This is a genomic window from Agarivorans sp. B2Z047 (genome assembly GCF_023373605.1).
GTDB classification, from domain to species: Bacteria; Pseudomonadota; Gammaproteobacteria; order Enterobacterales; family Celerinatantimonadaceae; genus Agarivorans; species Agarivorans albus.
The window spans coordinates 851,197-876,426 of sequence record NZ_CP088080.1 but is presented as its reverse complement, the minus strand read 5'-3'; the positions used below and the strand labels follow the sequence as shown (position 1 = coordinate 876,426).

Sequence of the window (25,230 nt, the reverse complement as noted above, 5' to 3'; positions counted from 1 at the left end):
GTAGGCAGCAGCTGTATTTATTAGCGATTTTATCGACGTTTATAGGCGTTTTATCGCAATGATCTTTGGCGCCCAATAAACATTATCGATGCGCGAAAAGATCACACCTTTAGATGTTGAGGCATGGAGAAAGTGATTTTTATCGTATACCACGCCCACATGCCGCACTTTATGACTGGTTTTAAAGAAGATGAGATCGCCAGTTTGAATGTTGTTTAGGGATACAGCCTTTCCTTGTTTTAGTTGCACTTCTGTTGTTCGCGGCAAAACTTGATTATAAACGTCTATATATAGGTGCTGAACAAAAGCGGAACAATCTATACCTGCCTTGGTTGTTCCCCCAAGTTGATAAGGTGTTCCTTGCCATTGCTTATGAACTTGCAACATTAGTTGTTGTGTTGTCGTTGCATTTTTAGCTAGGTCAACATGTGAAGATTCGCTCCCTTGCTTAGCGCTACAGGCCATGAGCAAATAACAAACGAGTAAAACTGCTAAGCAATTAGATGTAGCAGCGATTCTAAGCATTAAACTCGCTACCTTTACTTAGGGCGTTGAATAGAAAAGCTATTGCCATTTGCCCAATACTCGCCACCACCCAATCGCCCTAAGGGATTAAGTTTATTAGTGTCTAAAGTGATGCGCCCTTGCGCTTCAGTGACAAACTGCTCCTCTATATATAGGTGCAATACTTTAAGCAGTATCATTGCTTGAGGTGTATTCCCCACTTTGTGCATTTCATATAGCTCGCAAGCCATAGCAATAGGGGCGTTAGTAAGCCTTGGTAGAGAAAAGTTATCAAACTGGGATAAACCAAGTTGTTGGAGCTCTATTTCTGACTCGCCATGCGGCAACGTTTTTGCCGACTCGGTGACTTGCTCGGCCTGGGCTGCACTTGCGATATGCACTACACAATGTTTACGTTGTTCAATATTAACTTTGGTATCTTTATCGCTGCCATCTGGTTTTTTGCCCACCGAAAGCATCATCAGAGGTGGATTAGAGCTAACGGCTGTAAAGTATGAGAAGGGCGCTAAGTTATAAGAGCTAGGCTCTCCATTATCGCTAAGCACCCAAGCTATAGGACGAGGCACTACTGTTTGAGTCATGCAGTGGTATATCTGATTAGCACTTAAACTTGAAAAATCGATGTACATCTAAGCTCTTCCTATATGCCGATAATAGGTTTGAATAAAAAGAAACCCGCAACTGCGGGCTTCAAGCACTAGTATAGAAAGAAAATATCAGCTTTCGCCAAGAACTTCAGCCAATGCCGCTAAACATAAACTCACGTTCTCTTTGCGGGCAGCATAACCCATTAAACCTATTCGCCATGCTTTACCAGCAAACTGACCTAAACCCGCACCAATCTCTAAGTTATAGTTATTAAGCAACTTAGCACGAATTGCTGCTTCGTTTACGCCGTTGGGGATTGCCACTAAATTTAGCTGGGGTAAACGACAGCTTTGGTCCACCATCAAATCTAGGCCTAACTCAGCTAGACCATCGGCCAACTGACTGTGCATATCAGCGTGTCGCTGCCAAGATTGCTCTAAACCTTCTTTATATAGAGCCAGCAATGACTCATGTAATGCATACAATGCAGTAACTGGCGCAGTATGATGGTAAGAACGCTTTTGCTCCCCAGACCAGTAGCCCATAACTAAGCTTTGATCTAAAAACCAACTTTGCACTTTGCTGTTGCGACTAGTTAACTTACTAACCGCCGCTTGGCTAAAACTCACCGGTGATAAACCGGGTACACAAGATAGACATTTTTGACTACCAGAATAAATAGCATCTATGCCCCATTCATCCACTTTCACGGGGATACCCGCAAGAGAGGTAACGGCATCAACAATGGTTAGGCAATTGTGTTGTTTCGCTAAGGCACATAAGGCTTGAGCATCAGAAGCTACGCCAGTAGATGTTTCTGCGTGAACAAAGGCCAGTATTTTAGCGTCGGAGTGCTGCTCAAGTGTTTGACTCACTTTCTCTATAGAAACGGCTTCTCCCCAGCTATCTTCTACCACCACTGGAACACCACCACAGCGTTCTACATTTTCCAACATGCGTTGTCCAAATACGCCATTAATACACACAACAACTTTATCACCTGGCTCAACCAAGTTAACAAAACAGGTTTCCATGCCTGCAGAGCCAGGCGCGGATACGGCAAAGGTGTGAGCATTTTGGGTTTGAAATGCGTACTGCAACAAAGCTTTAATTTCGTCCATCATGTTCACGAACAAAGGATCCAAATGGCCAATGATAGGGCGGCTTTGTGCCTGCAATACTTGTGGAGAAATATCTGAAGGCCCTGGTCCCATCAAAATTCTACGAGGAGGGTTAAAAGAGCTAATATCCATGAAAGCATGTCCTTATATTTAATCTAATTATTTATTGTAATTATGAGTGTTGCGTAATTACTCTAACATTCAGGTGGCAACAATTGAACACAAAACAGCCAGAAGCATCAGCCTTTGGGTGATCTTTTCACTGAGCGCATAAACCCGATACACATCTCATTTGGCATTTTTAAAAACCCTAAAAAGACAAATACAACTAATAGAAATAAGCTAAAAAAAACGAGTATTTATTAAACTAACCATTCTATAAACCAAGCAAAATATGAATAAGATCTTTAACGCTACCTAAACAACACTCAAGCACAACAAAATTCACATAAAAGCAACATTAAAATCTTCATAAAAGATCAAAAGCCACCATCGACAAATTGATCTAAAACAACAAACACACCGAAATCAAAAACCACCCTAGGGGCTTTTAAATAAAAGGCATTAAGCCACTTAATCACTACAAAATTCTCTGTAGAATAATTACTCAAAGGCAATGCTAATAGAGCTACAAAAAACACAAACTGCAGAATCGCGTCGATTCTGGCTTAGCAGCTTAATAAACACACAAAAAAGGTTAAATACTTAAAATCCCCCATATTAACAAAGCACAAAAAAAGAATAATTATTCATGATTTATTCACGCAAAAACTCCGCTCTCAAAAACCATAATCATCATTAGTTTTTCTAATGATTAAGTTGCAGTTTTACTTGTTTGAGAAGGCGAATTTTCAGATCTATTATTGCCCCATCAGCTGAGATGAGGTCTTACATTATGAGCACTAACGTTAATTCAATTGGCAACAACAAAAATACTTCTTTCTTCCAACAGCTTGTTGAGGTTTACCACCTTTGCAATACATGGATTTTGCGTCAAAAAACACGCCGTCAGTTAGCCCAACTACCAGCTTACTTACTACGTGACATTGGTTTAAGCGAAGCAGACCGCTACCAAGAATCACGCAAACACTTCTGGGAAAACTAAAGCTCCTTTAACGCTTTTCGCCAAGGACCTCAGGCTCATTACAAACGGCATGCTGCTTTGCACATGCCGTTTTTGTTTTTTCTTGCTACCATTCGCTTTTCAATTACCACGCAATTAAAACCACTATGCAAACTCAAGCCGCTAACCTTATTGTTGTTTTAGGTCCTACAGCTTCAGGTAAAACCCATCTAGGTGTAGAACTAGCTCGCCGCTATAAGGGTGAAGTGCTATCGGCAGATTCACGCCAAGTATATAAAGGTTTGGATATAGGCTCGGGTAAAGACTTAGATGAGTACCAAGAGATCCCCTACCATCTTATTGATATTGTAGAGCCCGACACCGAGTACAGTGTATTTCACTTTCAGCGAGACTTCTTCGCCGCTTATCAGCAAATAAAACAAGCTAACAAACTACCGATTATGGTAGGCGGTACCGGCTTATATATCGACGCAGTAACTCAAAACTATCAACTACACGAAGCGCCAGTAAATAAAGCCCTTAGGGATGAGCTGACTGCACTAAGCCTAGAGCAGCTGCAGCAACGTTTATTGGCGCTCAAGCCAGAACAGCACAATAGTACCGATTTAACAGTGCGGCCTCGTTTAGTAAGAGCGATAGAGATAGCCGAATCGGATAAAACAGTTGAACCTCAAAGCCAGCCCAAGCACCCTAGGATCAATCCACTTTATATGGGGATTCGCTGGGAACGCTCAGTACTAAGAAAACGCATTACTCTGCGCTTAAAACAGCGTTTAGATGAGGGCTTAATCGAAGAGGTACAAAATCTTCATAGAGATGGCGTGAGTTACAGCAAACTAGAGTTTTATGGTTTGGAATACCGCTTAGTCGCTCAATATTTACAAGAGCAGCTCAGCTACAACGATATGTTTCAAAAGCTTAATTCTCAAATTCATCAGTTTGCTAAACGCCAAGATACTTGGTTTAGAAAGATGGAGCGCCGTGGAGATACTATTCATTGGTTGGATCCTCAGCAAAGCCTGATAGAACAAGCGGCAAAGTTAGTAGAGCCACAACTAGAAAGCTTAAGTGCAGAGCTGTCTTAAACCAACTACTTACTTGGTGGTTGCTTAGTCGACCACCGGTAAAAGAAAAACATTAGCCAATGGGCCAAACTTAAGCTGGCAAATGCTGCAAAAGCTAGCCATAGCGCAACAGAGTAAACAGCCACTTCACCGCTGTAGCCCAAACAGCACACCAATAGCAGCAAACTGCCTAGGTTGGCTTGCCACATACACTGTTGGCAACGGCCTAGCTTTTCTAAAAACCATACCTTTTGGCAAAACTGACAACTCACGACTAAACCCTGTTAGAAACAATCTAAGCAAATTATCCACGAGTCATCAGTTTGATCAATAAATCACTGAATTTTGTATAAGGTGGGCGCATCAGTTTTATTGCCGGAAAACGCCCTTGTTTAAACACGGGTAGCATTTTAGAAAACTGCACAAAACCGTCATAACCGTGATAGTGCCCCATTCCACTCGGTCCAACACCACCAAAAGGCAGTTCATGTTGGGCTACGTGCAAAAGCACATCATTAATACATAAGCCACCAGCTTGAGTTTGCTGAATAACTTGCTGCTGGATAGCGGCCTGATTAGAAAACACATATAAAGCGAGCGGATGAGCATGTTGCCGCACATAAGCAATGGCTTCGTCTAACTGCTGATATTCCACTACTGGCAAGATTGGGCCAAAGATCTCTTGCTGCATAACATCGGCGTCTTCAGCCACATTTAACAATAAACTTGGCGCTAGCTTTTGCTTACTCTCCCCTGGAAGTAAAGTAATACTCTCGGCGCCCTGCTCTATTGCCTGCTGGCTTAGCTTGTTTAGCCTATCTAAAAAGGCGTCAGAAATGATGCTAGAAAATGCCTGATCGCTCAGCCCTTGATAATGCTTCTTACAATAAGCCACACAAGCTTCAACAAATGCTTGCCGTTGTGAGTGATGTAGTAAAACGTAATCGGGTGCTACGCAAGTTTGCCCGGCATTAAACAGCTTACCCATCATGATGCGCTCAGCGGCCAGTTCAACTGGATAGTCTTTTGCAATAATGACCGGAGATTTACCGCCAAGCTCTAGGGTAACTGGAGTAAGGTTAGCGGCTGCAGCTTGCATCACTTTGCGGCCAGTATTGGTTGAGCCTGTAAACACCAGATGATCAAAGGCGAGGCTTGAGAATAGGGCGCCGCGGCTGCCATCCTCATCGGCATATAGCCTTACCAACTCTTCAGGAAGATACTGCGGCATTAGCTCGATAAGCAATTGGGTTAATGCTGGGCTAAGTTCCGACATCTTAATCATCACTTTGTTGCCAGCGGCTAAAGCATCGGTAAGCGGCCCTATGGCTAAATATAAAGGGTAATTCCAGGGCACTATTACCCCTATCACTCCTAGTGGTTTTGCAATCACTTGATTACTCGCGCCCAAGTGCCAAATGCTAATACCTCGTCGCTGTGGCTTTAGCCATTTTTTAAGGTGCTTTAAGGCATAGCGTATTCCCTCTATGGAAGGAAATAACTCGATCAACTGGGTTTCATGTGAGCTACGGTGACCAAAATCTCGGCTAATCGCCTCAAAAATGGCGCTTTGATTTTCCATCAACAACTTTAGCAACTGTTGTAGGTTGTATTTGCGTTGCTGCAAACTTGGGTAGCTTTGCTGAACAAAGGCTTGTTTTAGGTTGGTTAAGTCACTAGAAAATTGCTGTTGATTCACATCTGTCACCATAAACACTCTATAATCATAAATAGATTATGTTACCCACGGTAACTTGTAAAATATAAATGATGATACTTGAACAAAATTATGACAGGTAGCATAGTTTAGTCGCATCGAACAAAGGGAGAGCAATCATTAATCCAAACCAATTTACCGCTCCTTGGTGGGCCAGAAACAAGCATATTCAAACCTTATTACCTACTTTTTTACGGCGGAATAAGCGCTTAAAGCTAGCTTGGCAAAAACTGGATTTAGCTGATGGAGACTTTGTAGACTTGGCCTGGATAGAGAGTGTTGAAGCGCCCTCATCAAACCAGCCCATTATGGTGGTGTTTCATGGCTTGGAAGGCAGTGTTGAATCTCCCTATGCAAAAGGGATACTACAGGCTTGCCAGCAACAAGGTTGGCGCGCAGTGGTCATGCACTTTCGCGGCTGCAGCGGCAAACCGAATAATTTGTGGCGTGGTTACCACAGTGGCGAAATTAAAGATGCCACAAGCTGCATCAATTATTTACACCAGCAATATCCCGAGGCTCCATTACTGGCATTAGGTTATTCCTTAGGTGGTAACATGTTAGTCAACTATTTAGCCAAAACGCCCGACTCTCCACTGGCTGCCGCCGCTGTGGTATCGCCTCCTTTAAACTTGGGAGCTTGTTCAGAGCGTTTGCAGCGTGGCTTCTCCAAAGTTTATCAACATCACCTGTTGTCACGAATGAAACGTAATCTATGTAAAAAAATTGAGCGCACCCAGCAGGCTCCTCTTAATACTCAAGAAGTCCAAACTTGGCGTAACTTCGTGCAGTTTGACGAACACTACACTGCAAAAGCACATGGTTTTAAGGGTGCCGCCGACTATTACCACCGTTGTAGCGGCTTGCCTTTATTAAAAGAAATTACGCAGCCAACCTTATTAATCCATGCGGCTGATGATCCTTTCATGGACCAACGGGTTATTCCCAAAGCAGATCAATTAAGCCAAGCTGTAGAATATCGCCTTAGCAATACCGGTGGACATGTAGGATTTGTTGGTGGTAGCCTGCTGCGCCCGCAATTTTGGCTTGAATCCACTATTCCAGCTTGGTTTAAACAACAACTTGAGCAAACATCAAAATGATCATTCCTTGGCAACAATTAGAACCCGCCACCTTAGATGCATTACTAGAAAGCTATGTACTGCGCGAAGGCACTGACTATGGTGATCAAGAGTTGAGTCTTAGTGACAAACTAGAACAAATTAAACAACAAGTTATTAACGGCTCGGTTTTAATCGTATACTCTGAACTTCATGAAACAGTAAACTTAATTGCCAAAGAGCAATTTGATGCCTCTGCCATGGAAGGGCAGCAGGATGATGGGTAAACCCTGTTTATAATCATCACCAACAAATAAGGCCACTATGTCAGCTAAGCATCCCGTTATTGCGGTTACCGGTTCATCAGGCGCTGGAACATCAACCACCAGCGAAGTATTTGCTCATCTGTTTAGGCAGCACAAGCTAAACGCAGCCTTTATCGAAGGGGACAGCTTTCACCGTTACACGCGCCCAGAAATGGATGTGGCTATTCGTAAAGCTCGCGAACATGGTAAACATATTAGCTATTTTGGCCCTGAAGCTAATGACTTTAATTTGCTGTACGACTTCTTCAAACAATATGGCGAAACGGGCACCGGCCAATATCGTCGGTATCTACATACTTTTGATGAAGCGGTACCTTACAACCAAATGCCGGGTACCTTTACGCCTTGGCAAGATTTACCCGAAGACACCGATGTACTGTTTTATGAAGGCTTACACGGCGGTGTGGCCTACGATGATAAAAACGTAGCCTCTAAAGTTGACTTGCTCATCGGTATGGTGCCGATTGTAAACTTAGAGTGGATTCAAAAGCTGGTGCGAGATACCACCGAGCGAGGCCATTCTCGCGAAGCAGTGCAAGAATCAATCGTTCGCTCTATGGATGACTATATTAACTACATCACCCCTCAATTCTCTCGCACTCATATCAACTTTCAGCGAGTCCCCACGGTAGATACCTCTAACCCATTTAGCGCTAAAAGCATTCCAACCCTAGATGAAAGTATGTTGGTTATTCGTTTTCGTGGCCTAAAAAATGTCGATTTTCCATTCTTATTGCAAATGATCGATGGTGCTTATATGTCACGGCAAAACACCATTGTGGTACCTGGCGGGAAAATGGGTTTTGCCATGGAGTTAATCCTGTCGCCAATGATTCAACAACTATTAGAGACAGGAAAAATCCGCTAAGTTAAGCAGATTCAATACGATAGCTGTGGCTTACTTCACAGCTTTTACTCAACATTAGCGACACAGAACAGTACTTCTCCATGCTTAATTGCACTGCACGTGCCACATGCTTTTCACTTAAATCAACCCCGGTAACTACAAATTCGAGATGAATTTTAGTAAATACTCGCGGCGTACCGTCTGCCCGTTCAGAATCGAGATTAACTGTACAATCAGTAACTTGCTGTCTAGCTTTGCTCAAAATAGAAATAATATCTACCGAACTACAGCCACCAGCCGCCATTAGTACGTACTCCATAGGGCTTGCCGCAGCCTTTGCACCGTCACCATCCATCTCAATTTGGTGACCTGAGCTACTTTTTCCAATAAATTGCAGTTCTTTAGACCACGAAACGGTCGCTTTCATGTTAGATTCTCCTAGGGAATATTTCGTCGACCAGCTTAATCTAGGTCAAGGTTCAAGGCCAGCGTTTGACTCATACTAAAGGCGTATAAATGCCTTGCAGCAAAGCCCGAAGCCTTTTATGCTAGAGGCGGAATGGACGACTATTAAAATAAATACAGTTTGCGTGTTATAAAGCTAGCAAACAATTATAAAGACAGAGGATTTCTTTAATATGGTAATTGGCAAACCTCAAGCTGATCCGGTGATGGAGTGGTTTCTTTCTCACTGTCACATTCATAAGTACCCATCAAAAAGTACTTTGATTCATGCTGGCGAAAAAGCTGAAACACTTTACTACATTGTAAAAGGTTCAGTGGCAGTATTGATTAAAGATGAAGAAGGCAAGGAAATGATCTTGTCTTACTTGAATCAAGGTGATTTCATGGGTGAATTGGGTCTTTTCGAAGACACTGAAAATCCAATTCGCACTGCTTGGATCCGCGCAAAAAGTCCTTGTGAGGTAGCGGAGATTTCTTACAAGAAATTCCGTCAGCTAATTCAAGTTAACCCTGAAATCTTAATGCGCCTTTCAGGCCAAATGGCTAACCGCTTGCAAATCACCAGCCAAAAAGTAGGTGACTTAGCATTCTTAGACGTTACTGGTCGAATCGCTCAAACGCTATTAAACCTAGCTAAGCAGCCAGATGCTATGACGCATCCAGATGGCATGCAGATTAAGATCACTCGCCAAGAGATCGGCCAAATTGTAGGTTGTTCTCGCGAAACGGTAGGTCGTATTCTTAAGATGCTAGAAGAGCAAGAGTTAATTACCGCACACGGTAAAACTATAGTGGTTTACGGCACACGCTAATAAAACCACCATTGCTCAAATAAAAAGCCGCTTAATGCGGCTTTTTTGTTTTTTAAGAACGGTTGTCGGTACTACTAAATATTTTGTCTGCCGACGCTTCTACAAAGCCTGAGTACAACTCGCCATCAGCCTTTGCATAACGCAGCGCAAACTCATAAAAACAACTGGGTATGCTGTGTTTACTGTCACTAAACACCACCTCCGTTTGATCGGCCATTGTTGAAGATTGCTCAAGCAATACTTCTGGTGAACCTTTAATCTCACCACCCACCGTATTTAAGTTGAAGCCAGCTTCCAACAACTTTTGATTAACCGCTTGTAGGCTTTGGTAGCCCGCCAGCTGATTTACCGACACGGTAAAGTGATTAGCGCGGTAGCCATAGGCTGCTAACCATGCAGCATATTCGCTTTCAGCGAGTAATGCTTGGTAATCGCTATAGCTTAACTGCCAAGGTCGACCAGAAAAGAATACTTCTGGGCGTTGATATAACTCGTTATTCACTTGGCTGGCCAAACGCTGAACAATATCTTGCGCTTGAGGAGAAAGGCTTTCGACTTGTAGCTCACTAATAAATACCTTAGGTATTGTAGGGTCGCTATGTTCAAAATGAGCCGCATCAAGGTGCTTGTTAGCAAAGTGATAAGTACCACCTTGAACGTACCCCATTGCTAGCAGGTGCTTGGCAAACGCTTCTACACCGGTATTAGGCAGATTAAAAGTGCGCACCGCAATGTGATCATTAACGATTGGAGCGCCGCCACCCAGCAAGGTATGAATAGACTCCGTGCTAGGTGTTACCGCCAAATACTGTTGCCATAAACGCTCAAAGAATAAATCGATAGTCATTGCTAACTCCTTAGAAGTGTAAGCCTGGACTTAAGGTAGCTGGCATTACACTGGCTTTACCTTCCATCGACGCCACTGGGTAAGCACAATAATCGGCAGCATACTTCGCACTAGCGCGATGATTACCCGAAGCCCCTACTCCGCCAAAAGGCGCTGCGCTAGAAGCGCCAGTAATTGAGCGATTCCAATTTACAATGCCTGCTCGAATGCGGTGGCGGAAGTTCTCCCACAGAGCGGCATCGTTACTTAACAAACCCGCAGATAAGCCGTATCGAGTGTTATTGGCTTGAGCAATTGCACTGTCCCAATCGTCATATCGAACAACTTGCAGCAAAGGGCCAAAGTATTCTTCATCGGGTAAATCGGCTATTTCACTCACCTCAATAATGCCCGGGCTAACAAAGCCCTTTTCTGCATCTGCTTGCTCTAGTTCTACTAAAGACTCACCACCCAATGCTGTTAACTTTTCTTGAGCGCTAACCATTCCTGCAGCGGCTTTTGCACTGATCATGGCACCAATGAATGGTTGTTGCTCGGCATCGTAGTCACCTACTTCAATCGCCTTAGTCACAGATACTAAACGCTCTAGGATTTGCTCGGCTTGCTCGGTTTTTGGTAAATACAAACGGCGTGCACAGGTGCAGCGCTGGCCTGCAGAGATAAAGGCTGATTGCACAATATCGTGAACCGCGGCATCAACATCATCAACTTCAGCTACAACTAAGGGATTATTCCCCCCCATCTCTAAGGCCAAGATTTTATCCGGCTGGCTAGCAAACTGCTGATGCAGAACGTGGCCAGTATTAGAACTGCCCGTAAAGAACAAGCCATCAATGCCTGAATGCGACGCTAAAGCTTTACCTGTGAGCACTTCACCCTGCACCAAATTAATTACGCCATTGGGAACACCTGCTTGTTGCCATAGCTTCACAACGTGCTCAGATGTCTTAGGTGTTAGCTCAGAAGGTTTAAGCACCACTGTATTGCCTGCGATCAACGCTGGGATGATATGGCCATTAGGTAAATGACCCGGGAAGTTGTATGGACCAAAAACCGCAACCACTCCATGAGGTTTATGACGCAATACTGCAGTTGCAATGGGCAGCTCAGAGCTTGACTCGCCAGTACGCTCAAAATAGGCTTTCTCTGAAATGCCTGCCTTGCCGATCATTGCTGCAATCTCAGTACGAGTTTCCCATAAAGGTTTCCCCGTTTCTTGAGCTATCACTAGGGCTAAGGCTTCTTTGTTTTCTTCAAGCAAGCCAGCAAATTTTTTGATGATTGCAAGTCGCGCCTCAACGCCACTCATATACCAAGCAAATTGGCTGTCTCGTGCTGCTGCTACTGCGTTATCTACTTGGCTCGCAACTGCTGACTTACCCTGCCACACCGACACATTTTTAGCCGGATCAATCGAGTTAAAAGCCTCGCCCTCACCAGCCAACCATTGACCGTTAATAAACTGATTTAAATGTTCCATCTACAACCTCAAATCCTTTATTGCTGCCCGTGGGCAAAATTATTGTTCGAAACGCAGTGCGCCAATGCGAATTTGCTCACCATCGGTCACTTCTAAGGCCTTGGCAGCTTCTTTAGAAATCACTGCGTGACATTTTTTGCTATCTAACTCTATCTCAGAAACACATGCTCTAAACTCTTTTAAACGCGCATTGGTAAGCAGCATTTCTTCGGCTGCATCGCTAGGTTGTCCAATATGTACGGTTACTTTGAAGGAATGCTTCACGCTCTCAATCAGCTTGAGTGGGCACTCAACGGTAGGGCCAGCATCAAAGATGTCTACATAACCGTGTTTGCAGAAACCCTCGGCCTCTAATAATCGCAGCGCCGGTCGAGTTTTTTCATGTACTTCACCAATTACAGCTTGCGCTTCTTTACTAAGCAAATTGACGTAAATGGGATACTTGGGCATGAGTTCAGCAATAAACTCTTTCTTACCTACACCGGTTAGGTAATCGGCGGTAGGGAAATCAACACTAAAGAAGTTATCTTGCAGCCATTGCCAGAAAGGTGAACGGCCTTGCTCGTCGGATACGCCGCGCATTTCGGCAATAACCGAGTCGTTAAAGCGTTGCGGATGCTCGGCCATCAACAAAAAGCGACACTTCGACAATAAACGTCCATTTTGGCCTTGTCGGTGAGACTCTTGCAAAAATAAAGTACATAGCTCGGTCACACCGGTGTAATCATTGGTTAAGGTGAGGGTTTCCACCACGTTGTATACATTTAGGCTACGTGAAGCATGTACAACCTTGCCGAGATGATAAGTATAAAATGGGCTGGCCATGCCTACCGCGGCATCTATGGCGCTGGTACCCACTACTTCGCCAGTTTCGGTATCTTCGGCCACCATTAAATAATGCAGGTCGCCAGGGTGGTCGATATCACTAGCAAACGAACGAATAGAATGCGCGAGCTTTTCACGCAATAAAGGTTCGTCTACCGGTAAAGAAGTAAAGCCTATCCCCGAACCCACTGCCATTTGTAACAAGGCAGGGTAATCCGTTTCCTTAATAGGACGGATAACTAACATGGCTATTTCTCCCTTTATTAAATAGCATGAAGCCGTAGCTAAGTATTAGCCACTATTTGTGTTTATTAAAAGTATTGCTTGGGCTGAAACCTTTAACGGCCTCAGCCCAACTGATTTAGCCGTTTACCACGTTGGCAACAGCTTGCTCAAAACGCTGCATGCCTGATTCAACGTCTGCCTGAGGAACAATAAGAGAAGGAGTAAAACGCACAACATTAGCACCAGCAACCAGAACCATTAAGCCTTCTGCAGCTGCAGCTACTAAGAAGTCTCTAGCTCGGCCCTGGTATTGTTCATTTAATACCGCACCTAACAGCAAGCCTTTACCACGTACTTCTGCAAATACCTGATACTTTTCGTTGATGCGATTAAGTGCTTCTCTAAACCATTGTTCACGTTGCTTAACGCCACTTAGCACTTCTTCAGAATTAACAATATCAAAAGCCGTTTCGGCTACGGCACAAGCCAATGGGTTACCACCATAGGTGCTGCCATGGGTGCCGACTTTCATTGAAGCTGCAATAGCAGTAGTAGTTAACATAGCGCCAATTGGGAAACCGCCACCTAAGGCTTTAGCCGAGGTTAAAATATCTGGCGTTACACCTAAGCCCATATATGCGTATAGTTCGCCTGTACGGCCGACACCGGTTTGCACTTCATCAAAAATAAGCAAAGCTTGGTGTTTATCACATAGCTCACGTACTTTTTGGGCAAACTCTAAGTCAGGGCTAATAATGCCGCCCTCACCTTGCAAGGGCTCCATCATCACCGCGCAGGTTTGATCATCAATAATGGCTTCTAAGGCAGCAAGATCATTGTAAGGAATGTGTTCTACATCGCCGGGTTTTGGTCCAAAACCGTCTGAATAAGTTGCTTGACCACCCACGGTTACGGTAAAGAACGTACGACCATGGAAGCCTTGTTCAAAAGCGATGATTTTGGTTTTATCGGCAGAGCCATGCTCAATAGCATAACGGCGCGCTAGTTTTAGTGCGGCTTCGTTGGCTTCTGCACCAGAATTACAAAAGAACACTTTCTCAGAAAAGGTACTGTCTACCAATTTTTTAGCTAAACGCAATGCTGGCTCATTCGTTAGTACATTGCTTAAGTGCCACAATGAGTTGCCTTGGTCGGTTAGGCTCTTCACCAACGCAGGATGACAATGGCCTAAGCAGTTAACGGCGATACCACCAGCAAAGTCGATATACTCACGACCGTCTTGATCCCATAAACGCGAACCTTCACCCTTCACCGGAATAATGGCCGCTGGTGCATAGTTTGGAACCATAACTTCATCGAATAGCGCGCGAGTAACAGCGTGTGACATGTAGTGTTCTCCTTTTAGCTTTCTGGCTATTCCGTTATACAGGGCCAGAAAGGTTAATAGTTTGTAAACAGTTTGGCGATTATGGCAAATCTCAAGAGCCTTGTCTGAGCATAGTGCCTTTGAGCCATACAAAATATGGCCATTTTTACGCATATTCAGTGCATAGTTCTAAATCAATTATTGCTAAGCTGACAGAAAACAGCCAAAGACTTAGCCACTACAGCATAAATATGCACAATCTATTCATTCTATAAAATCACTAGATAAGCATCTATAGAATCTAAAACGTTCTACTTTGTAGAATCAACAAAGTTAGCTAATAACTGTAAACCTTGTTGTGTAAGTATACTTTCTGGATGAAACTGCACTGCATGGATCGGTAAATCCCGGTGTTTTAGCCCCATAATTTCATGCGCTTCGCCCTCATTATCTTGGCTCCATGCAGTGACTTCTAAGCACTCTGGCAAGCTGTCTTTCGCCACCACTAAAGAATGGTAACGCGTTACCATTTGTGGATTAGCCAAGCCCTTAAACACTGATTGCTGCTGATGATAAATGGGCCGTACTTTGCCGTGCATAGCTTGTGCTGCACGCACCACCTGTGCACCAAAGTGCTGCGCAATACATTGATGACCCAAACACACCCCCAAAATAGGCAAGCGCTGAGCAAACCTGTCAATCACATCTAGAGATATACCAGCCTCATTAGGCGAGCAGGGCCCTGGCGATATTACCAAATGGCTGGGGGCTAATTGTTCAATTTGCTCTAGAGTAATTTGATCGTTACGACGCACTTCAACCTGAATACCTAACTGCGAAAAGTATTGATATAGGTTGTAGGTAAATGAGTCGTAATTGTCGATGATAAGTAACATGTAGCTTGAGCAAACCGCGTATAAGTCAAAACCAAGAAAGTCGCTATAGTAGCCGATTTTAAACGGCGACACAGCGACTATTCAGTGCAGTTTAGTTTAATTCAACTTGCAGTGTCTTCGCTCAAAGCTCTAGGCTCAACAAATACTATCTCAGTGTAGTTATTCTCATAAAACTGATTGGCTAATGCTCGCAGCTGTTTACGCTGCTGTACCAAATCGCTAAGGGCAAGTTGAGATTGTTGGCATTCTAATTCTAGAGTTACCCAAAATCTGCGGCCGGTTTTCATTACCATGGCATCAGCAATACTAAAACCATCAACTAAAGGTTGCTCATTAAGTGCCGCTAAAAATGGCTTAGTGTGGGCATCATCAGGGGCACTAAGTAGTAACTCTTTAAAACCGTTTTTAACCAATAAATACGGATCTTTTAAAAACACCAAAGAGAACACAATTACCAATATTTGGTCTACGTAGCGGGCTATCCAGCCGATGCTGCTATCTTGGATCAACAACACAATGATAAGCGCGACGCCAATAGCACCAGAGATCACAGAGTTGATTAACCAACCCTGCTGCTCCGCTAGGAGTAAATTAGATGCTTGTTTTTGATTGCTACGCAAACATACATACCACGCAAGTAAACAGCCTGCTACGGCCGGCACCACATACACTAACATCATGCCTATTTGTGGTTCTCGCCCTCCAGCTAGCATGGTTTGCAAATTGGCTGATAAGGCAAATGCTACCAATACTAAAATCGAGATACCTTTCACCATGACCATTAAGGGCTCGAAGGCAAAATACCCCATGGGAAAACGTTCATTATAGTTTTGGCTGGTTAGATAGGCGATACGGATACCTATGAATGCCATAACTGAGGATAATAGATTAAATACTCCATCTAGCATAATAGCGCCAGATTCGGTGTAAACTCCCATGGCTATGCCCCACATAGCGAGCAGCAAAGCAATTATTGCCGACACAACTAAAGTTTTACGTTCAAGATCCATCTATTCCTCACAGAGCCAGTTATCAACACATTGATATACAAATAGATACTAGCAAGCACTTAGCTATGCCACTAGTATTAACTAGACATAAAAAAGCCCAGCTATTAGCTGGGCTTAGCGTTAATTAAGTCGCTGTTACTTCAAACTAATAAAACCTAGTACATCATAAACTGCGCGTAGAGTTTTACTGGCTTGCTCACTGGCACGTTCTGCGCCTTTAGCCATAATAGCCTGCAGAGCGGCCTCATCTTCTCGTAGCGCTTGATAGCGAGCTTGAATAGGCTCCATCATTGCTACCACAGCGTCAGCGGTGTCTACTTTCAGGTGTCCGTACATTTTACCTTCATAGCTTGCTACTAAGTCATCAATTGACTTACCAGTTGCCACCGACTGCAAAGTTAGTAGGTTAGATACACCTGGCTTTTCATTACGATCAAAGTAGATACGCGCCTGCTCATCAGAGTCAGTCACCGAAGCTTTAATCTTTTTGGCAATTTGCTTAGGCGTATCGTTTAGTAAAATGAAAGCCTTAGGGTTAGCATCTGACTTCGACATTTTTTTGGTTGGTTCTTGAAGAGACATTACCCGCGCGCCAAACTCAGGAATATACGGCTCTGGCACTTTGAATATGTCGCCATATAGCGCGTTAAATCGATTAGCCACATCTCGCGTTAATTCCAGATGCTGCTTTTGGTCATCGCCTACAGGTACAGCATTAGCCTGATACAACAATATATCTGCAGCCATTAAAGCTGGGTAAGTAAATAAGCCAGCATTGATGTTATTGGCATGCGAGGCTGATTTATCCTTAAACTGAGTCATACGGCTCAGCTCGCCCATTTGCGTGTAACAGTTTAATACCCAGGCTAGCTGAGCATGCTCTGGTACTTGCGACTGAACAAAAATGGTACTTTTATCTGGATCTAAGCCACACGCTAAGTAAGTGGCTAAACCATCTAATACTCGCGCTTTAAGTTCTTCGGGCTTTTGGCGTACTGTAATGGCGTGAAGATCAACCAACATAAAATAACAGTCATAGTCATTTTGCATGTCAATCCACTGATTTATCGCCCCAACATAGTTACCAATGGTTAATGAACCAGAAGGCTGAATGCCACTTAATACAATCGGTTTACTCATGTTCTTCCTATAAAAACTAATACTATGGGCTTAAGCCGTTACCGAGCCTTTAATTAACTCAAGCAACGTTACTAGGCTGTCTGCCACAAAATCGGGGCCACTAAGAGCGATATCTTCACCGTAGTTATAACCATAGGTCAAGCCTAGCGAGCGACAACCCGCTGCTTTTGCAGCTTGAATATCATTTTTTGAGTCACCCACCATCAATAAATCTGCCATCTCAACTTGGCAGCGCTCAACTAAGTGCTGCAGCGGCAGTGGATCGGGCTTTTTACGTAGCAGAGAATCACCCGATAATACTACGTCAAAGTATTGTGCCAAATTTAAAGCTTCTAATAACGGTTGAGTGAATACGCCAGGTTTATTGGTGACAATAGCCATTGGCACATTTAACTTAGAAAGCTGTTCTAAACTCTCTGCAACGCCATCATACAGCTTGCTGGCGACACACAGTTTTTCTGAATAATGCTGAACGAACAAATCTTTCGCTTTTAAGTACAGGCTCTCATCAATATCGCTAGAAATAGTAGATGAACCAGATAAAGCGCGTTTTATTAACACTTCGGCACCATTGCCTACCCAGTGGCGAACGGTTTGTTCTGGAAATTGCTCGCGCCCCAAGTCCAGCAGCATCGCATTAATAGCCAAGGCTAAATCAGGCGCGCTGTCTACTAAGGTACCGTCTAAATCAAAAGCAATTAACTTTACCGCTTGTAATTGGCTCATTTGTTTAACCTTAATTTGCAACTTTCGCCAGTTCGGCACGCATTTTATCGATTACCGCTTTGTAATCAGGTTGATTGAAGATGGCAGAACCCGCCACAAACATATCGGCACCAGCTTGTGCTACTTCAGCAATATTGTCTGGCGTCACACCACCATCAATTTCTAAACGAATGTCGTAGCCACTCTCGTCAATCTTTTTACGCACAGCTCGCAGTTTATCTAGGGTATTTGGAATAAACTTTTGACCGCCAAAACCTGGGTTTACCGACATTAACAATATCATGTCCAGCTTATCCATTACGTAATCAAGACAGTGCAGAGGTGTAGCAGGGTTTAATACTAAACCTGCTTTACAGCCATGTTCTTTAATTAGCTGTAAACTGCGGTCGATGTGCTCTGAAGCTTCAGCATGAAATGTAATCATGCTGGCCCCGGCTTTAGCAAACTCAGGAATGATGGCATCTACCGGCTTAACCATTAAATGCACATCAATTGGTGCAGTTATACCGTAGTCTCGCAGTGCCTTACACACCATTGGACCAACGGTTAGATTAGGTACGTAGTGATTGTCCATTACATCAAAGTGGACTACATCTGCACCAGCAGCCAGTACATTATCCACTTCTTCACCCAAACGGGCAAAATCTGCGGCTAAAATTGAAGGGGCAATTAAAAAAGGTTTGCTCATTGGGTTAACCATTGGATTTGAAAGTGCGCAATTTTAGCGCAGCTTGTGCTGTGATCCAATCTCTGTACAAAGATTGTTTTTATGTCATGCTGAAGTTATTCAGCAAAAGGGGCAACAAATGGCAGAAATATCATGTCTGTGTTGAAAAGTGTTCTCGGTGCATTGTTTGGTGTTCAATCGGATAAACAACGCCAACATGACTTTAGCCAAGGCAAAGCGTGGAAATTCATCCTAGTTGGCATCATTATGGTTACGTTGTTTGTATTAGCGATAGCAGCGCTAGTGTCGGCAATTACCTAAGGGTGATTAATTGGCCTGATAATAAGCCAGTAGCTCAGCAACTTTCATTCGTTGCTGCCCTTTACGACTAATGGTTCGGCGCACACTTAGTTGGCTCAATTCACTATGCTGATAAATGCTGCGAGTGAGCGGTAAATCATGATTACTAATCAATACAGAAGCGCCCCGCTGCTGAGCCTCTATGGCTAAATCGCCTAAACGTTCTTGGTCACTTCGATTAAAGCCTTTACTTGCGTAGTTGGTAAAACTGGCTGTTGGGCTAAGCGGAGCATAAGGCGGATCGCAATAAACTATATCGCCCGCCTTTACCTCGGCAAAGGTTTCCACGTAAGAGCAGCAACGAAATTCGGCCTTTTGTGACTTCTCGGCAAAAAACTCCAGCTCTTGCTCTGGAAAGTAGGGGCGCTTATAAGAACCGAAGGGCACATTAAAGCCACCACCGCGGTTATAGCGACACAAGCCGTTATAACCGTGACGATTCATATACAAAAACATTAAAGAACGTTGGTAGCTGTCTTTGGTGGCATTAAAACGTTTGCGCACCTGGTAGTAATAGTCACTTTGATTACACTCTTGCGTGAAGTAGTGTTTGGCATCATCAATGAACTGCTGAGGGCGTTGCTGCAATATTTGATACATGTTGATCAAATCGGGATTGATGTCACTCAATAAGTAGCGCGGATAATCGGTGTTTAAAAACACCGAAGCGGCGCCCACAAAAGGTTCTACCAGCAAATCACCTTCGGGCAATTGTTGCTGGATATCTTCAATTAAGCCGTATTTTCCGCCAGCCCATTTTAAAAAAGCACGTGTTTTCTTCATTACTATTGAGTCAATTCAAACTGAACCTGTTTAAATTGCTTAATCAAAGAATCAAGATTTTGCTGTTTTAAACTATTACGAGCGGCTTGGGCTTCTTCGCGTGTGGCAAAGTCACCATAAATAATTTTATAAGGAACATTTGGATTGGCGCTTGAACGGTATACCCACACCTCATGCGCCCACTGTCGAGCTGACACAAACTGCTGCGCTTTTTCGCGATTATTTAGCGCCATTAACTGCAGGGTATAACGCTTGCTTGGTTTGGCATCCAACAGCGCTTTTACGTTAGTGACTTTGATAGGCACTTCTTCTTGAGTCACTTCGCTAGGCACTTGCTCAACAGCTACCTCTTCTGCAGACTCTGCCAACAGATTACCACTATCTTGAATTTGAGCGACTAACTCTGCGTCTTCATTAGGCTGGCTTTGTTCAGCCAGGAGCTTATTAACCACGTCATCTTCAACCACTACCCGCAGCTCTGACTCTGAGCTTTGGCTGGTTAAATCTAACTCTTTAGGTAGATCTTGAGACGGCAGCTCTGCCGTGTCTGCTTCACTATTTGAACCAGTGAACTCTGAACTCTTTTGTTGTGATTCATTAGCAGCTCTTTGGCTTGGAGAGCTACCATTGGCTAAGGTGGGTTCTTCCAACAAGGCTAAGGCAATACGACTGTTATCGCTTTGTTCATTACCGCCCCAGTCGTTGATAACTTGCACCAGTAAACCGGCTACCGCTGCACATAACACCACCGCAATAACGATATATAACTTACTTCTATTTGGGGCACTTGCTTCCGCCATGGGAATATCTCCGGTAACGATTTGATCGACAAACTGATAAATTAAACGAGGATTTCCTTTCGCCGAGGCGATGTGTTGCTCAATTGCTTGTTGGTTCTCAAATTCCGCCACGTACTCAGCACGATTAAATAGTAGTGAAGCCAATTCGAAAGATTCAGTATTATTTAAAGGCGGGACATCAAAATAGAGAACCTGGTTGCTTAGCGCATCCAGTTGCGCATTAAGACTACTGCTAGATTCGGCAAACAGTATTAATGATAAATCATGCTGATACAACTGATTGTAATGTTGGTAGAACTCTACCAATTCGTTTAGTAGCTCTATACTCACATTATGCGCTGCATCTATGATGATAATGAGCGGCGCTGAAGTTTCTTTTACATTGCGTTGAAAACTGTCGAATAATGGATCGTCTTGATTAAACAGCGGGTCTTTCAATAATTGTTGCAACAAATCTCGGCGTAAGCGACCGTCTTGCTCATTGGCAGCGCTTACCAAGGCATGATTGGCAAAAGCAGCGCTTTCAAGTACGGAGTTGGCCATTGACGACTTGCCAGACCCCGCCTCTCCGTTAACGCAAATGAGCTTTGCGCTAAAGCGAATTTGAGTGATCAGTCTATCGCGTAAGCGCAATTGACTTTGCAATTGTGCAAACTCGGCATCACGCCGCACTCCCACCATTCAAATTTGCCTTATTGAAATCGATTGATAACTGTTTTTATATCACTTTCAGTAATTGTATCAACTACTTCTGCTGTACCAATAGAGCTAGGTAGAACTAAACGGAGTTTTCCATCCAATACTTTCTTATCACGCATCATATGCGGAATAAATTCAGCTAAGCCCATACCTTGTGGTGGAACAATGGGTAGCCCAGCACGTTCAATCAACGTCCGCATACGTGTTACTTCACTTTGACCAATCATACCCGCTAGCTGAGCAGTTTCGGCGGCCATAACCATACCCGCGCCAACGGCTTCACCATGTAACCAAACGCCGTAACCTTGCTCAGCTTCAATAGCGTGGCCAAAAGTATGACCAAGGTTTAGTAAAGCACGAATACCTTGCTCGGTTTCGTCTTTAGCCACCACTTCAGCCTTAATTTCACAACAGCGCGCAATTGCTCGTGTCATTAACTCTGGGTCGAGCGCCATAAGTTGATCAAGATGAGTCTCTAACCATGCAAAAAACTCTGCATCGTAGATAATGCCATACTTAATCACTTCCGCCATGCCAGCAGCGAGTTCTCTCTTATCCAAAGTGGCTAAACAATTTATGTCAATTACCACGGCTTTAGGCTGATAGAACGCGCCTATCATGTTTTTACCTAAAGGATGATTAACTGCTGTTTTACCGCCCACTGATGAATCAACCTGCGATAACAATGTAGTAGGCACTTGAACAAAAGGCACTGCACGTTGATAACAGGCAGCAGCAAAGCCGGCCATGTCACCAATAACGCCACCACCCAACGCAACAATGGTGGTATCACGACTATGCTGCTGAGCTAATAACTCAGAAAATATTTGGTTTAAGGTATCTAAGTTTTTGTATTGCTCACCATCTGGTAAGGTAACAACATCTACTTGATACTGACTCAAACATGCCAACAATTGCTCCAAATATAGCGGCGCAACCTTAGTATTTGTAACCACCATTACCTTTTTACTGGTAATCGCAGAACTAAATAAGTCAACTTGGTTTAGTAACCCTTGGCCAATACTAATTGGGTAGCTGCGCTCGCCTAGAGCAACGGTCAAACATTCCATTGTTATTTTAGAATCCTAATAATTCGATGATTTGGTTTGCCACTGCTTTTGCGCTTTGGTCATCAGTTTTCACTGTGTAGTCAGCGACATCTGAGTACATTGGATTACGTTCTTCTGCCAAGTTCTCTAATACTTCGCGAGGCTCATCGGTTTGTAGCAGTGGGCGACGCTTATCGCGTTGCGTGCGAGCAAACTGTTTGTCGATTGTGGTTTCAAGGTACACAACAATACCACGAGCAGAAAGATGATTGCGGTTCTCTTTACTAATTACAGAGCCACCACCTGTTGCTAATACAATGCCCTGAAGTTGTGAAAGGTCATCAATAACACCTTCTTCACGAACCCTAAATCCGGCTTCACCTTCTACGTCAAATACCCAAGCGATATCGGCACCAGTGCGGCGTTCAATCTCTTGATCGGTATCGTAAAATTGCAAATGTAATTGCTGTGCTAAATGACGACCAATTGTGCTTTTCCCAGCACCCATTGGTCCTACAAGGAAGATATTTCGTTTCTCAGCCATGCTTCTTCAAATTTGTCTTTATCTATTTTCTCCCCGCAATGCGGGCACCTGATGTACCAACCTTAGTAAAAAGATCAGGGCGCGATTATCTCGTTTGAGCGGGAGTTTGGCAACAGCAAAATCACTCCTATACCGAATGACTCGGTATAGGAGTGATAAGAGGTGGGTTTTATAGTGCGTCGAGCAAGATTCGAGGCGTTACAAAGATTAACAACTCATTCTTTTGTACACTTTCGGTAGTGGTTCTAAAGAAGTAACCCAAGCCTGGTACGTCACCTAAAATTGGCACTTTCTTCACACGGTCAATATTTTGTTGTTGATAGATACCACCAAGCACAATAGTTTCACCATTTTTAACTAATACCTGAGTACCAATTTCTTGCTTGTTAATAGCAACCGCTGGGCCTGTTGGTGTAAGCACGGCCTCACCTTCAGAATCTTGGGTAATAACCAAGTCAAGAATCACATTGCCATCGGGGGTAATTTGCGGGGTCACCCGTAAACTTAACACCGCTTTTTTAAAGGTAACCGACGTAGCACCACTTGAAGCATTTTCTACATAGGGTATCTCACGACCTTGCTCAATGTATGCTGCTTTTTGGTTAGCGGTTGTGATACGCGGACTAGCTATCACTTCACCTTTGTTCTCTTGTTCTAGCGCTGATAGCTCTAAATCAAGAATCTGACCATTGGCCAATTTAGCTACTTGGAATGCAATCGAACCGGCTGGGTCAGCCACTGGTAAGTTAACATTTAGGCGGTCATCTAGCTCAGGAATATTACCTGCTAGTACATCGTTTGCGCCCTCAAGCGTACCCGAAGTAATTCCGGTGCTACTGCCAACTGAGCCCGAGTTAGTGACACCCCAGCGAATACCCAACTCTTCACTTACATCATCAAGAACGGTTACCATACGCGCTTCAATTACAACCTGTTTAACCGCTATATCGAGCTTCTTAACCATGGTTTTGATGTTATTTAAAGACTCTTCAGTGTCCTTAATAAGTAGAGTATTAGTTCGTTCGTCAACAGCTACAGAGCCTCGTTCCGACAATAAAGAGGTTTGCTCACTCTTAAGCAGTGCAGACAAGTCTGATGCTTTAGCATAATTAACCTCAATGTACTCAGAGTAAAGTGGTGCTAAGTCAGCCACTTGCTGGGCACTTTCTAGTTGCTGTCGCTCTTGCTCTGCTAGCTCCGCAGCAGGGGCAATTAGCAATACGTTGTTATCTAAGCGTTTATCTAAGCCTTTGACTTTAAGAATAATATCAAGAGCTTGCTCCCAAGGCACATCATCCATACGTAGGGTAATGTTGCCGCGCACAGAATCGGTAGTAACCAAATTCAATTTGTTAAAGTCGGCGATTAACTGCAATACCGTACGCACTGGAATATCTTGGAAGTTCAGGGAAATAGGTTTTCCTTGATACTCAACTATGCTGCCTTCTTCTGCTTCAAGCTTTTTAACTTCAACTAAGAACAATTCGCCTGATTGGTCATAGCGGTAATCAAATTCGCCGTCGATAGCAACTTTAAGCTGAACCTTCGCATCATGCTTAAATACTTCAACACTCTCAACTGGAGTAGCAAAGTCATTTACGTCCATGACATAAACGTTTTCTTCTGCGATATCAGTATTATAAAAATCAACAATTAAGCTGTTATCCCGGCGCTTAATATCAGCTGCTATAGAACTGTTATTGAGATCCACCATAATCTGACCAGAGCCGCCTTTACCGCGTCTAAAGTCTATGCCTTGCACCGTATTGATAGTCGCATGCTCTACGCGACTAGCGTTTTCGAAAGCATCATCAACTGTGCTTTGTGCTGCAGCCGCGGCCACAGGCAAAGCGCCAAGCTTAACTAAAATGCGCTGTGACTCTTTGCTTACTTGGTATGGAACCAAGCGCTCTAGTGCCAGTACCAACTGTAAGCCAGACTCAGTTTGTAAACTCTGAACTTGCTTAACGCCGCCGCCATCAATTGGTAACGGGTTAATTTTAAGTGCCGAGCTTGCATTGGCTACATCTATAACAAGTTGATTTGGAGAGTACTCGAGATGGTCACTGACATTTTTCACGGGTCCATCAAACAACAGTTCGATTTCCACCGCTCCCTTAACCATCGGGTTGGTATTTAATTGAATTAGTTGAGCATTTGCCCAAACCTGCGTTATGCAACAAAACACACCAGCCAACACCAAGCCGCTTTTGTATACTCCTTGCAGCATCTTTCCCTTCAT

General features: G+C 43.8%; 27 protein-coding genes. 7 read left to right on the top strand and 20 right to left on the bottom strand.

Going from position 1 to position 25,230, the window contains the following annotated elements:
* Positions 1–39: 39 nt before the first annotated feature.
* The 3 genes from LQZ07_RS04060 to LQZ07_RS04050 all read right to left on the bottom strand — a co-directional run bounded on the left by LQZ07_RS04060 (position 40) and on the right by LQZ07_RS04050 (position 2,366).
* Positions 40–525 carry a C40 family peptidase gene (locus tag LQZ07_RS04060; protein ID WP_152783495.1) on the bottom strand — a complete coding sequence of 162 codons (486 nt, stop codon included), beginning with the start codon at positions 523–525 and terminating at the stop codon, positions 40–42.
* Between the two features lie 14 nt (positions 526–539).
* The gene (locus tag LQZ07_RS04055; RefSeq protein WP_152783494.1) at positions 540–1,154 is read right to left on the bottom strand and encodes a flavin reductase family protein; all 615 of its coding nucleotides are present in this window, start codon (positions 1,152–1,154) and stop codon (positions 540–542) included.
* Positions 1,155–1,241: 87 nt separating this feature from the next.
* Positions 1,242–2,366: an alanine--glyoxylate aminotransferase family protein gene (locus tag LQZ07_RS04050; RefSeq protein WP_152783492.1), complete on the bottom strand. Its 1,125-nt coding sequence runs from the start codon at positions 2,364–2,366 to the stop codon at positions 1,242–1,244.
* Between the two features lie 763 nt (positions 2,367–3,129).
* Between LQZ07_RS04050 and LQZ07_RS04045 the strand changes: the two genes are divergently transcribed.
* Positions 3,130–3,339, top strand: a complete 210-nt coding sequence (locus tag LQZ07_RS04045; protein ID WP_016403762.1) for a DUF1127 domain-containing protein — start codon at positions 3,130–3,132, stop codon at positions 3,337–3,339.
* Positions 3,340–3,464: 125 nt separating this feature from the next.
* Positions 3,465–4,403 carry a tRNA (adenosine(37)-N6)-dimethylallyltransferase MiaA gene (gene miaA, locus LQZ07_RS04040; RefSeq protein ID WP_152783490.1) on the top strand — a complete coding sequence of 313 codons (939 nt, stop codon included), beginning with the start codon at positions 3,465–3,467 and terminating at the stop codon, positions 4,401–4,403.
* Between the two features lie 5 nt (positions 4,404–4,408).
* Here the strand turns inward: miaA and LQZ07_RS04035 are convergent, their stop codons facing one another.
* On the bottom strand, positions 4,409–4,654 hold the full coding sequence (locus tag LQZ07_RS04035) for a DUF3624 family protein (RefSeq protein WP_152783488.1): 246 nt from the start codon (positions 4,652–4,654) through the stop codon (positions 4,409–4,411).
* A 32-nt stretch (positions 4,655–4,686) separates the two neighbouring features.
* Positions 4,687–6,081, bottom strand: a complete 1,395-nt coding sequence (locus tag LQZ07_RS04030; RefSeq protein WP_249483508.1) for a coniferyl aldehyde dehydrogenase — start codon at positions 6,079–6,081, stop codon at positions 4,687–4,689.
* Between the two features lie 134 nt (positions 6,082–6,215).
* On the opposite strand from LQZ07_RS04030, the gene LQZ07_RS04025 reads away from it, so the two are divergent.
* From LQZ07_RS04025 to LQZ07_RS04015, 3 genes are read left to right on the top strand one after another with little or no spacing between them, the layout of a single operon-like run.
* Complete coding sequence (locus tag LQZ07_RS04025) at positions 6,216–7,202, top strand: hydrolase (protein WP_249483669.1); 987 nt, start codon at positions 6,216–6,218, stop codon at positions 7,200–7,202.
* On the top strand, positions 7,199–7,447 hold the full coding sequence (locus tag LQZ07_RS04020; RefSeq protein WP_016403767.1) for a YheU family protein: 249 nt from the start codon (positions 7,199–7,201) through the stop codon (positions 7,445–7,447). Before LQZ07_RS04025 ends, LQZ07_RS04020 begins: the two co-directional genes overlap by 4 nt.
* A 37-nt stretch (positions 7,448–7,484) precedes the next feature.
* Positions 7,485–8,354: a phosphoribulokinase gene (locus tag LQZ07_RS04015; RefSeq protein WP_016403768.1), complete on the top strand. Its 870-nt coding sequence runs from the start codon at positions 7,485–7,487 to the stop codon at positions 8,352–8,354.
* Position 8,355: 1 nt separating this feature from the next.
* On the opposite strand, the gene LQZ07_RS04010 is transcribed toward LQZ07_RS04015, so the two are convergent.
* Entirely contained in the window at positions 8,356–8,760 is a 405-nt protein-coding gene (locus LQZ07_RS04010; RefSeq protein ID WP_152783484.1) for an OsmC family protein, read from the bottom strand.
* A 211-nt stretch (positions 8,761–8,971) separates the two neighbouring features.
* Here LQZ07_RS04010 and crp point away from each other — a divergent pair, with 211 nt between their 5' ends.
* Positions 8,972–9,610, top strand: a complete 639-nt coding sequence (gene crp, locus LQZ07_RS04005; protein WP_016403770.1) for a cAMP-activated global transcriptional regulator CRP — start codon at positions 8,972–8,974, stop codon at positions 9,608–9,610.
* Between the two features lie 52 nt (positions 9,611–9,662).
* Here crp and LQZ07_RS04000 read toward each other — a convergent pair whose 3' ends face one another.
* From LQZ07_RS04000 to rpe, 9 genes are all read right to left on the bottom strand, one after another.
* Entirely contained in the window at positions 9,663–10,457 is a 795-nt protein-coding gene (locus LQZ07_RS04000) for a DUF1338 domain-containing protein (RefSeq protein WP_152783482.1), read from the bottom strand.
* A 10-nt stretch (positions 10,458–10,467) separates the two neighbouring features.
* Positions 10,468–11,937: a succinylglutamate-semialdehyde dehydrogenase gene (gene astD, locus LQZ07_RS03995; protein ID WP_152783480.1), complete on the bottom strand. Its 1,470-nt coding sequence runs from the start codon at positions 11,935–11,937 to the stop codon at positions 10,468–10,470.
* 39 nt (positions 11,938–11,976) lie between these two features.
* Positions 11,977–13,008 carry an arginine N-succinyltransferase gene (gene astA / locus LQZ07_RS03990; RefSeq protein WP_152783478.1) on the bottom strand — a complete coding sequence of 344 codons (1,032 nt, stop codon included), beginning with the start codon at positions 13,006–13,008 and terminating at the stop codon, positions 11,977–11,979.
* A gap of 115 nt (positions 13,009–13,123) precedes the next feature.
* Complete coding sequence (locus tag LQZ07_RS03985) at positions 13,124–14,335, bottom strand: aspartate aminotransferase family protein (RefSeq protein WP_152783476.1); 1,212 nt, start codon at positions 14,333–14,335, stop codon at positions 13,124–13,126.
* Positions 14,336–14,625: 290 nt separating this feature from the next.
* Complete coding sequence (locus LQZ07_RS03980; protein ID WP_152783531.1) at positions 14,626–15,210, bottom strand: aminodeoxychorismate/anthranilate synthase component II; 585 nt, start codon at positions 15,208–15,210, stop codon at positions 14,626–14,628.
* Between the two features lie 101 nt (positions 15,211–15,311).
* Positions 15,312–16,220 carry a cation transporter gene (locus tag LQZ07_RS03975; RefSeq protein ID WP_152783474.1) on the bottom strand — a complete coding sequence of 303 codons (909 nt, stop codon included), beginning with the start codon at positions 16,218–16,220 and terminating at the stop codon, positions 15,312–15,314.
* Between the two features lie 135 nt (positions 16,221–16,355).
* Complete coding sequence (gene trpS / locus LQZ07_RS03970; RefSeq protein WP_152783472.1) at positions 16,356–17,360, bottom strand: tryptophan--tRNA ligase; 1,005 nt, start codon at positions 17,358–17,360, stop codon at positions 16,356–16,358.
* A 30-nt stretch (positions 17,361–17,390) separates the two neighbouring features.
* Positions 17,391–18,086, bottom strand: coding sequence for a phosphoglycolate phosphatase (locus tag LQZ07_RS03965; protein WP_152783470.1), 696 nt, complete (start codon positions 18,084–18,086; stop codon positions 17,391–17,393).
* A gap of 10 nt (positions 18,087–18,096) precedes the next feature.
* Complete coding sequence (gene rpe, locus LQZ07_RS03960) at positions 18,097–18,774, bottom strand: ribulose-phosphate 3-epimerase (RefSeq protein WP_040307653.1); 678 nt, start codon at positions 18,772–18,774, stop codon at positions 18,097–18,099.
* 132 nt (positions 18,775–18,906) lie between these two features.
* Here rpe and LQZ07_RS03955 point away from each other — a divergent pair, with 132 nt between their 5' ends.
* Complete coding sequence (locus LQZ07_RS03955; RefSeq protein WP_016403780.1) at positions 18,907–19,074, top strand: DUF2970 domain-containing protein; 168 nt, start codon at positions 18,907–18,909, stop codon at positions 19,072–19,074.
* Between the two features lie 6 nt (positions 19,075–19,080).
* Here the strand turns inward: LQZ07_RS03955 and LQZ07_RS03950 are convergent, their stop codons facing one another.
* The 5 genes from LQZ07_RS03950 to pilQ all read right to left on the bottom strand — a co-directional run bounded on the left by LQZ07_RS03950 (position 19,081) and on the right by pilQ (position 25,230).
* The gene (locus tag LQZ07_RS03950) at positions 19,081–19,896 is read right to left on the bottom strand and encodes a Dam family site-specific DNA-(adenine-N6)-methyltransferase (RefSeq protein ID WP_152783468.1); all 816 of its coding nucleotides are present in this window, start codon (positions 19,894–19,896) and stop codon (positions 19,081–19,083) included.
* 2 nt (positions 19,897–19,898) lie between these two features.
* The gene (locus LQZ07_RS03945) at positions 19,899–21,377 is read right to left on the bottom strand and encodes an AAA family ATPase (protein ID WP_152783467.1); all 1,479 of its coding nucleotides are present in this window, start codon (positions 21,375–21,377) and stop codon (positions 19,899–19,901) included.
* A gap of 11 nt (positions 21,378–21,388) precedes the next feature.
* Positions 21,389–22,465, bottom strand: a complete 1,077-nt coding sequence (gene aroB / locus LQZ07_RS03940; RefSeq protein ID WP_152783465.1) for a 3-dehydroquinate synthase — start codon at positions 22,463–22,465, stop codon at positions 21,389–21,391.
* 7 nt (positions 22,466–22,472) lie between these two features.
* On the bottom strand, positions 22,473–22,988 hold the full coding sequence (gene aroK, locus LQZ07_RS03935; RefSeq protein WP_040307650.1) for a shikimate kinase AroK: 516 nt from the start codon (positions 22,986–22,988) through the stop codon (positions 22,473–22,475).
* 169 nt (positions 22,989–23,157) lie between these two features.
* Complete coding sequence (gene pilQ / locus LQZ07_RS03930; protein WP_152783463.1) at positions 23,158–25,230, bottom strand: type IV pilus secretin PilQ family protein; 2,073 nt, start codon at positions 25,228–25,230, stop codon at positions 23,158–23,160.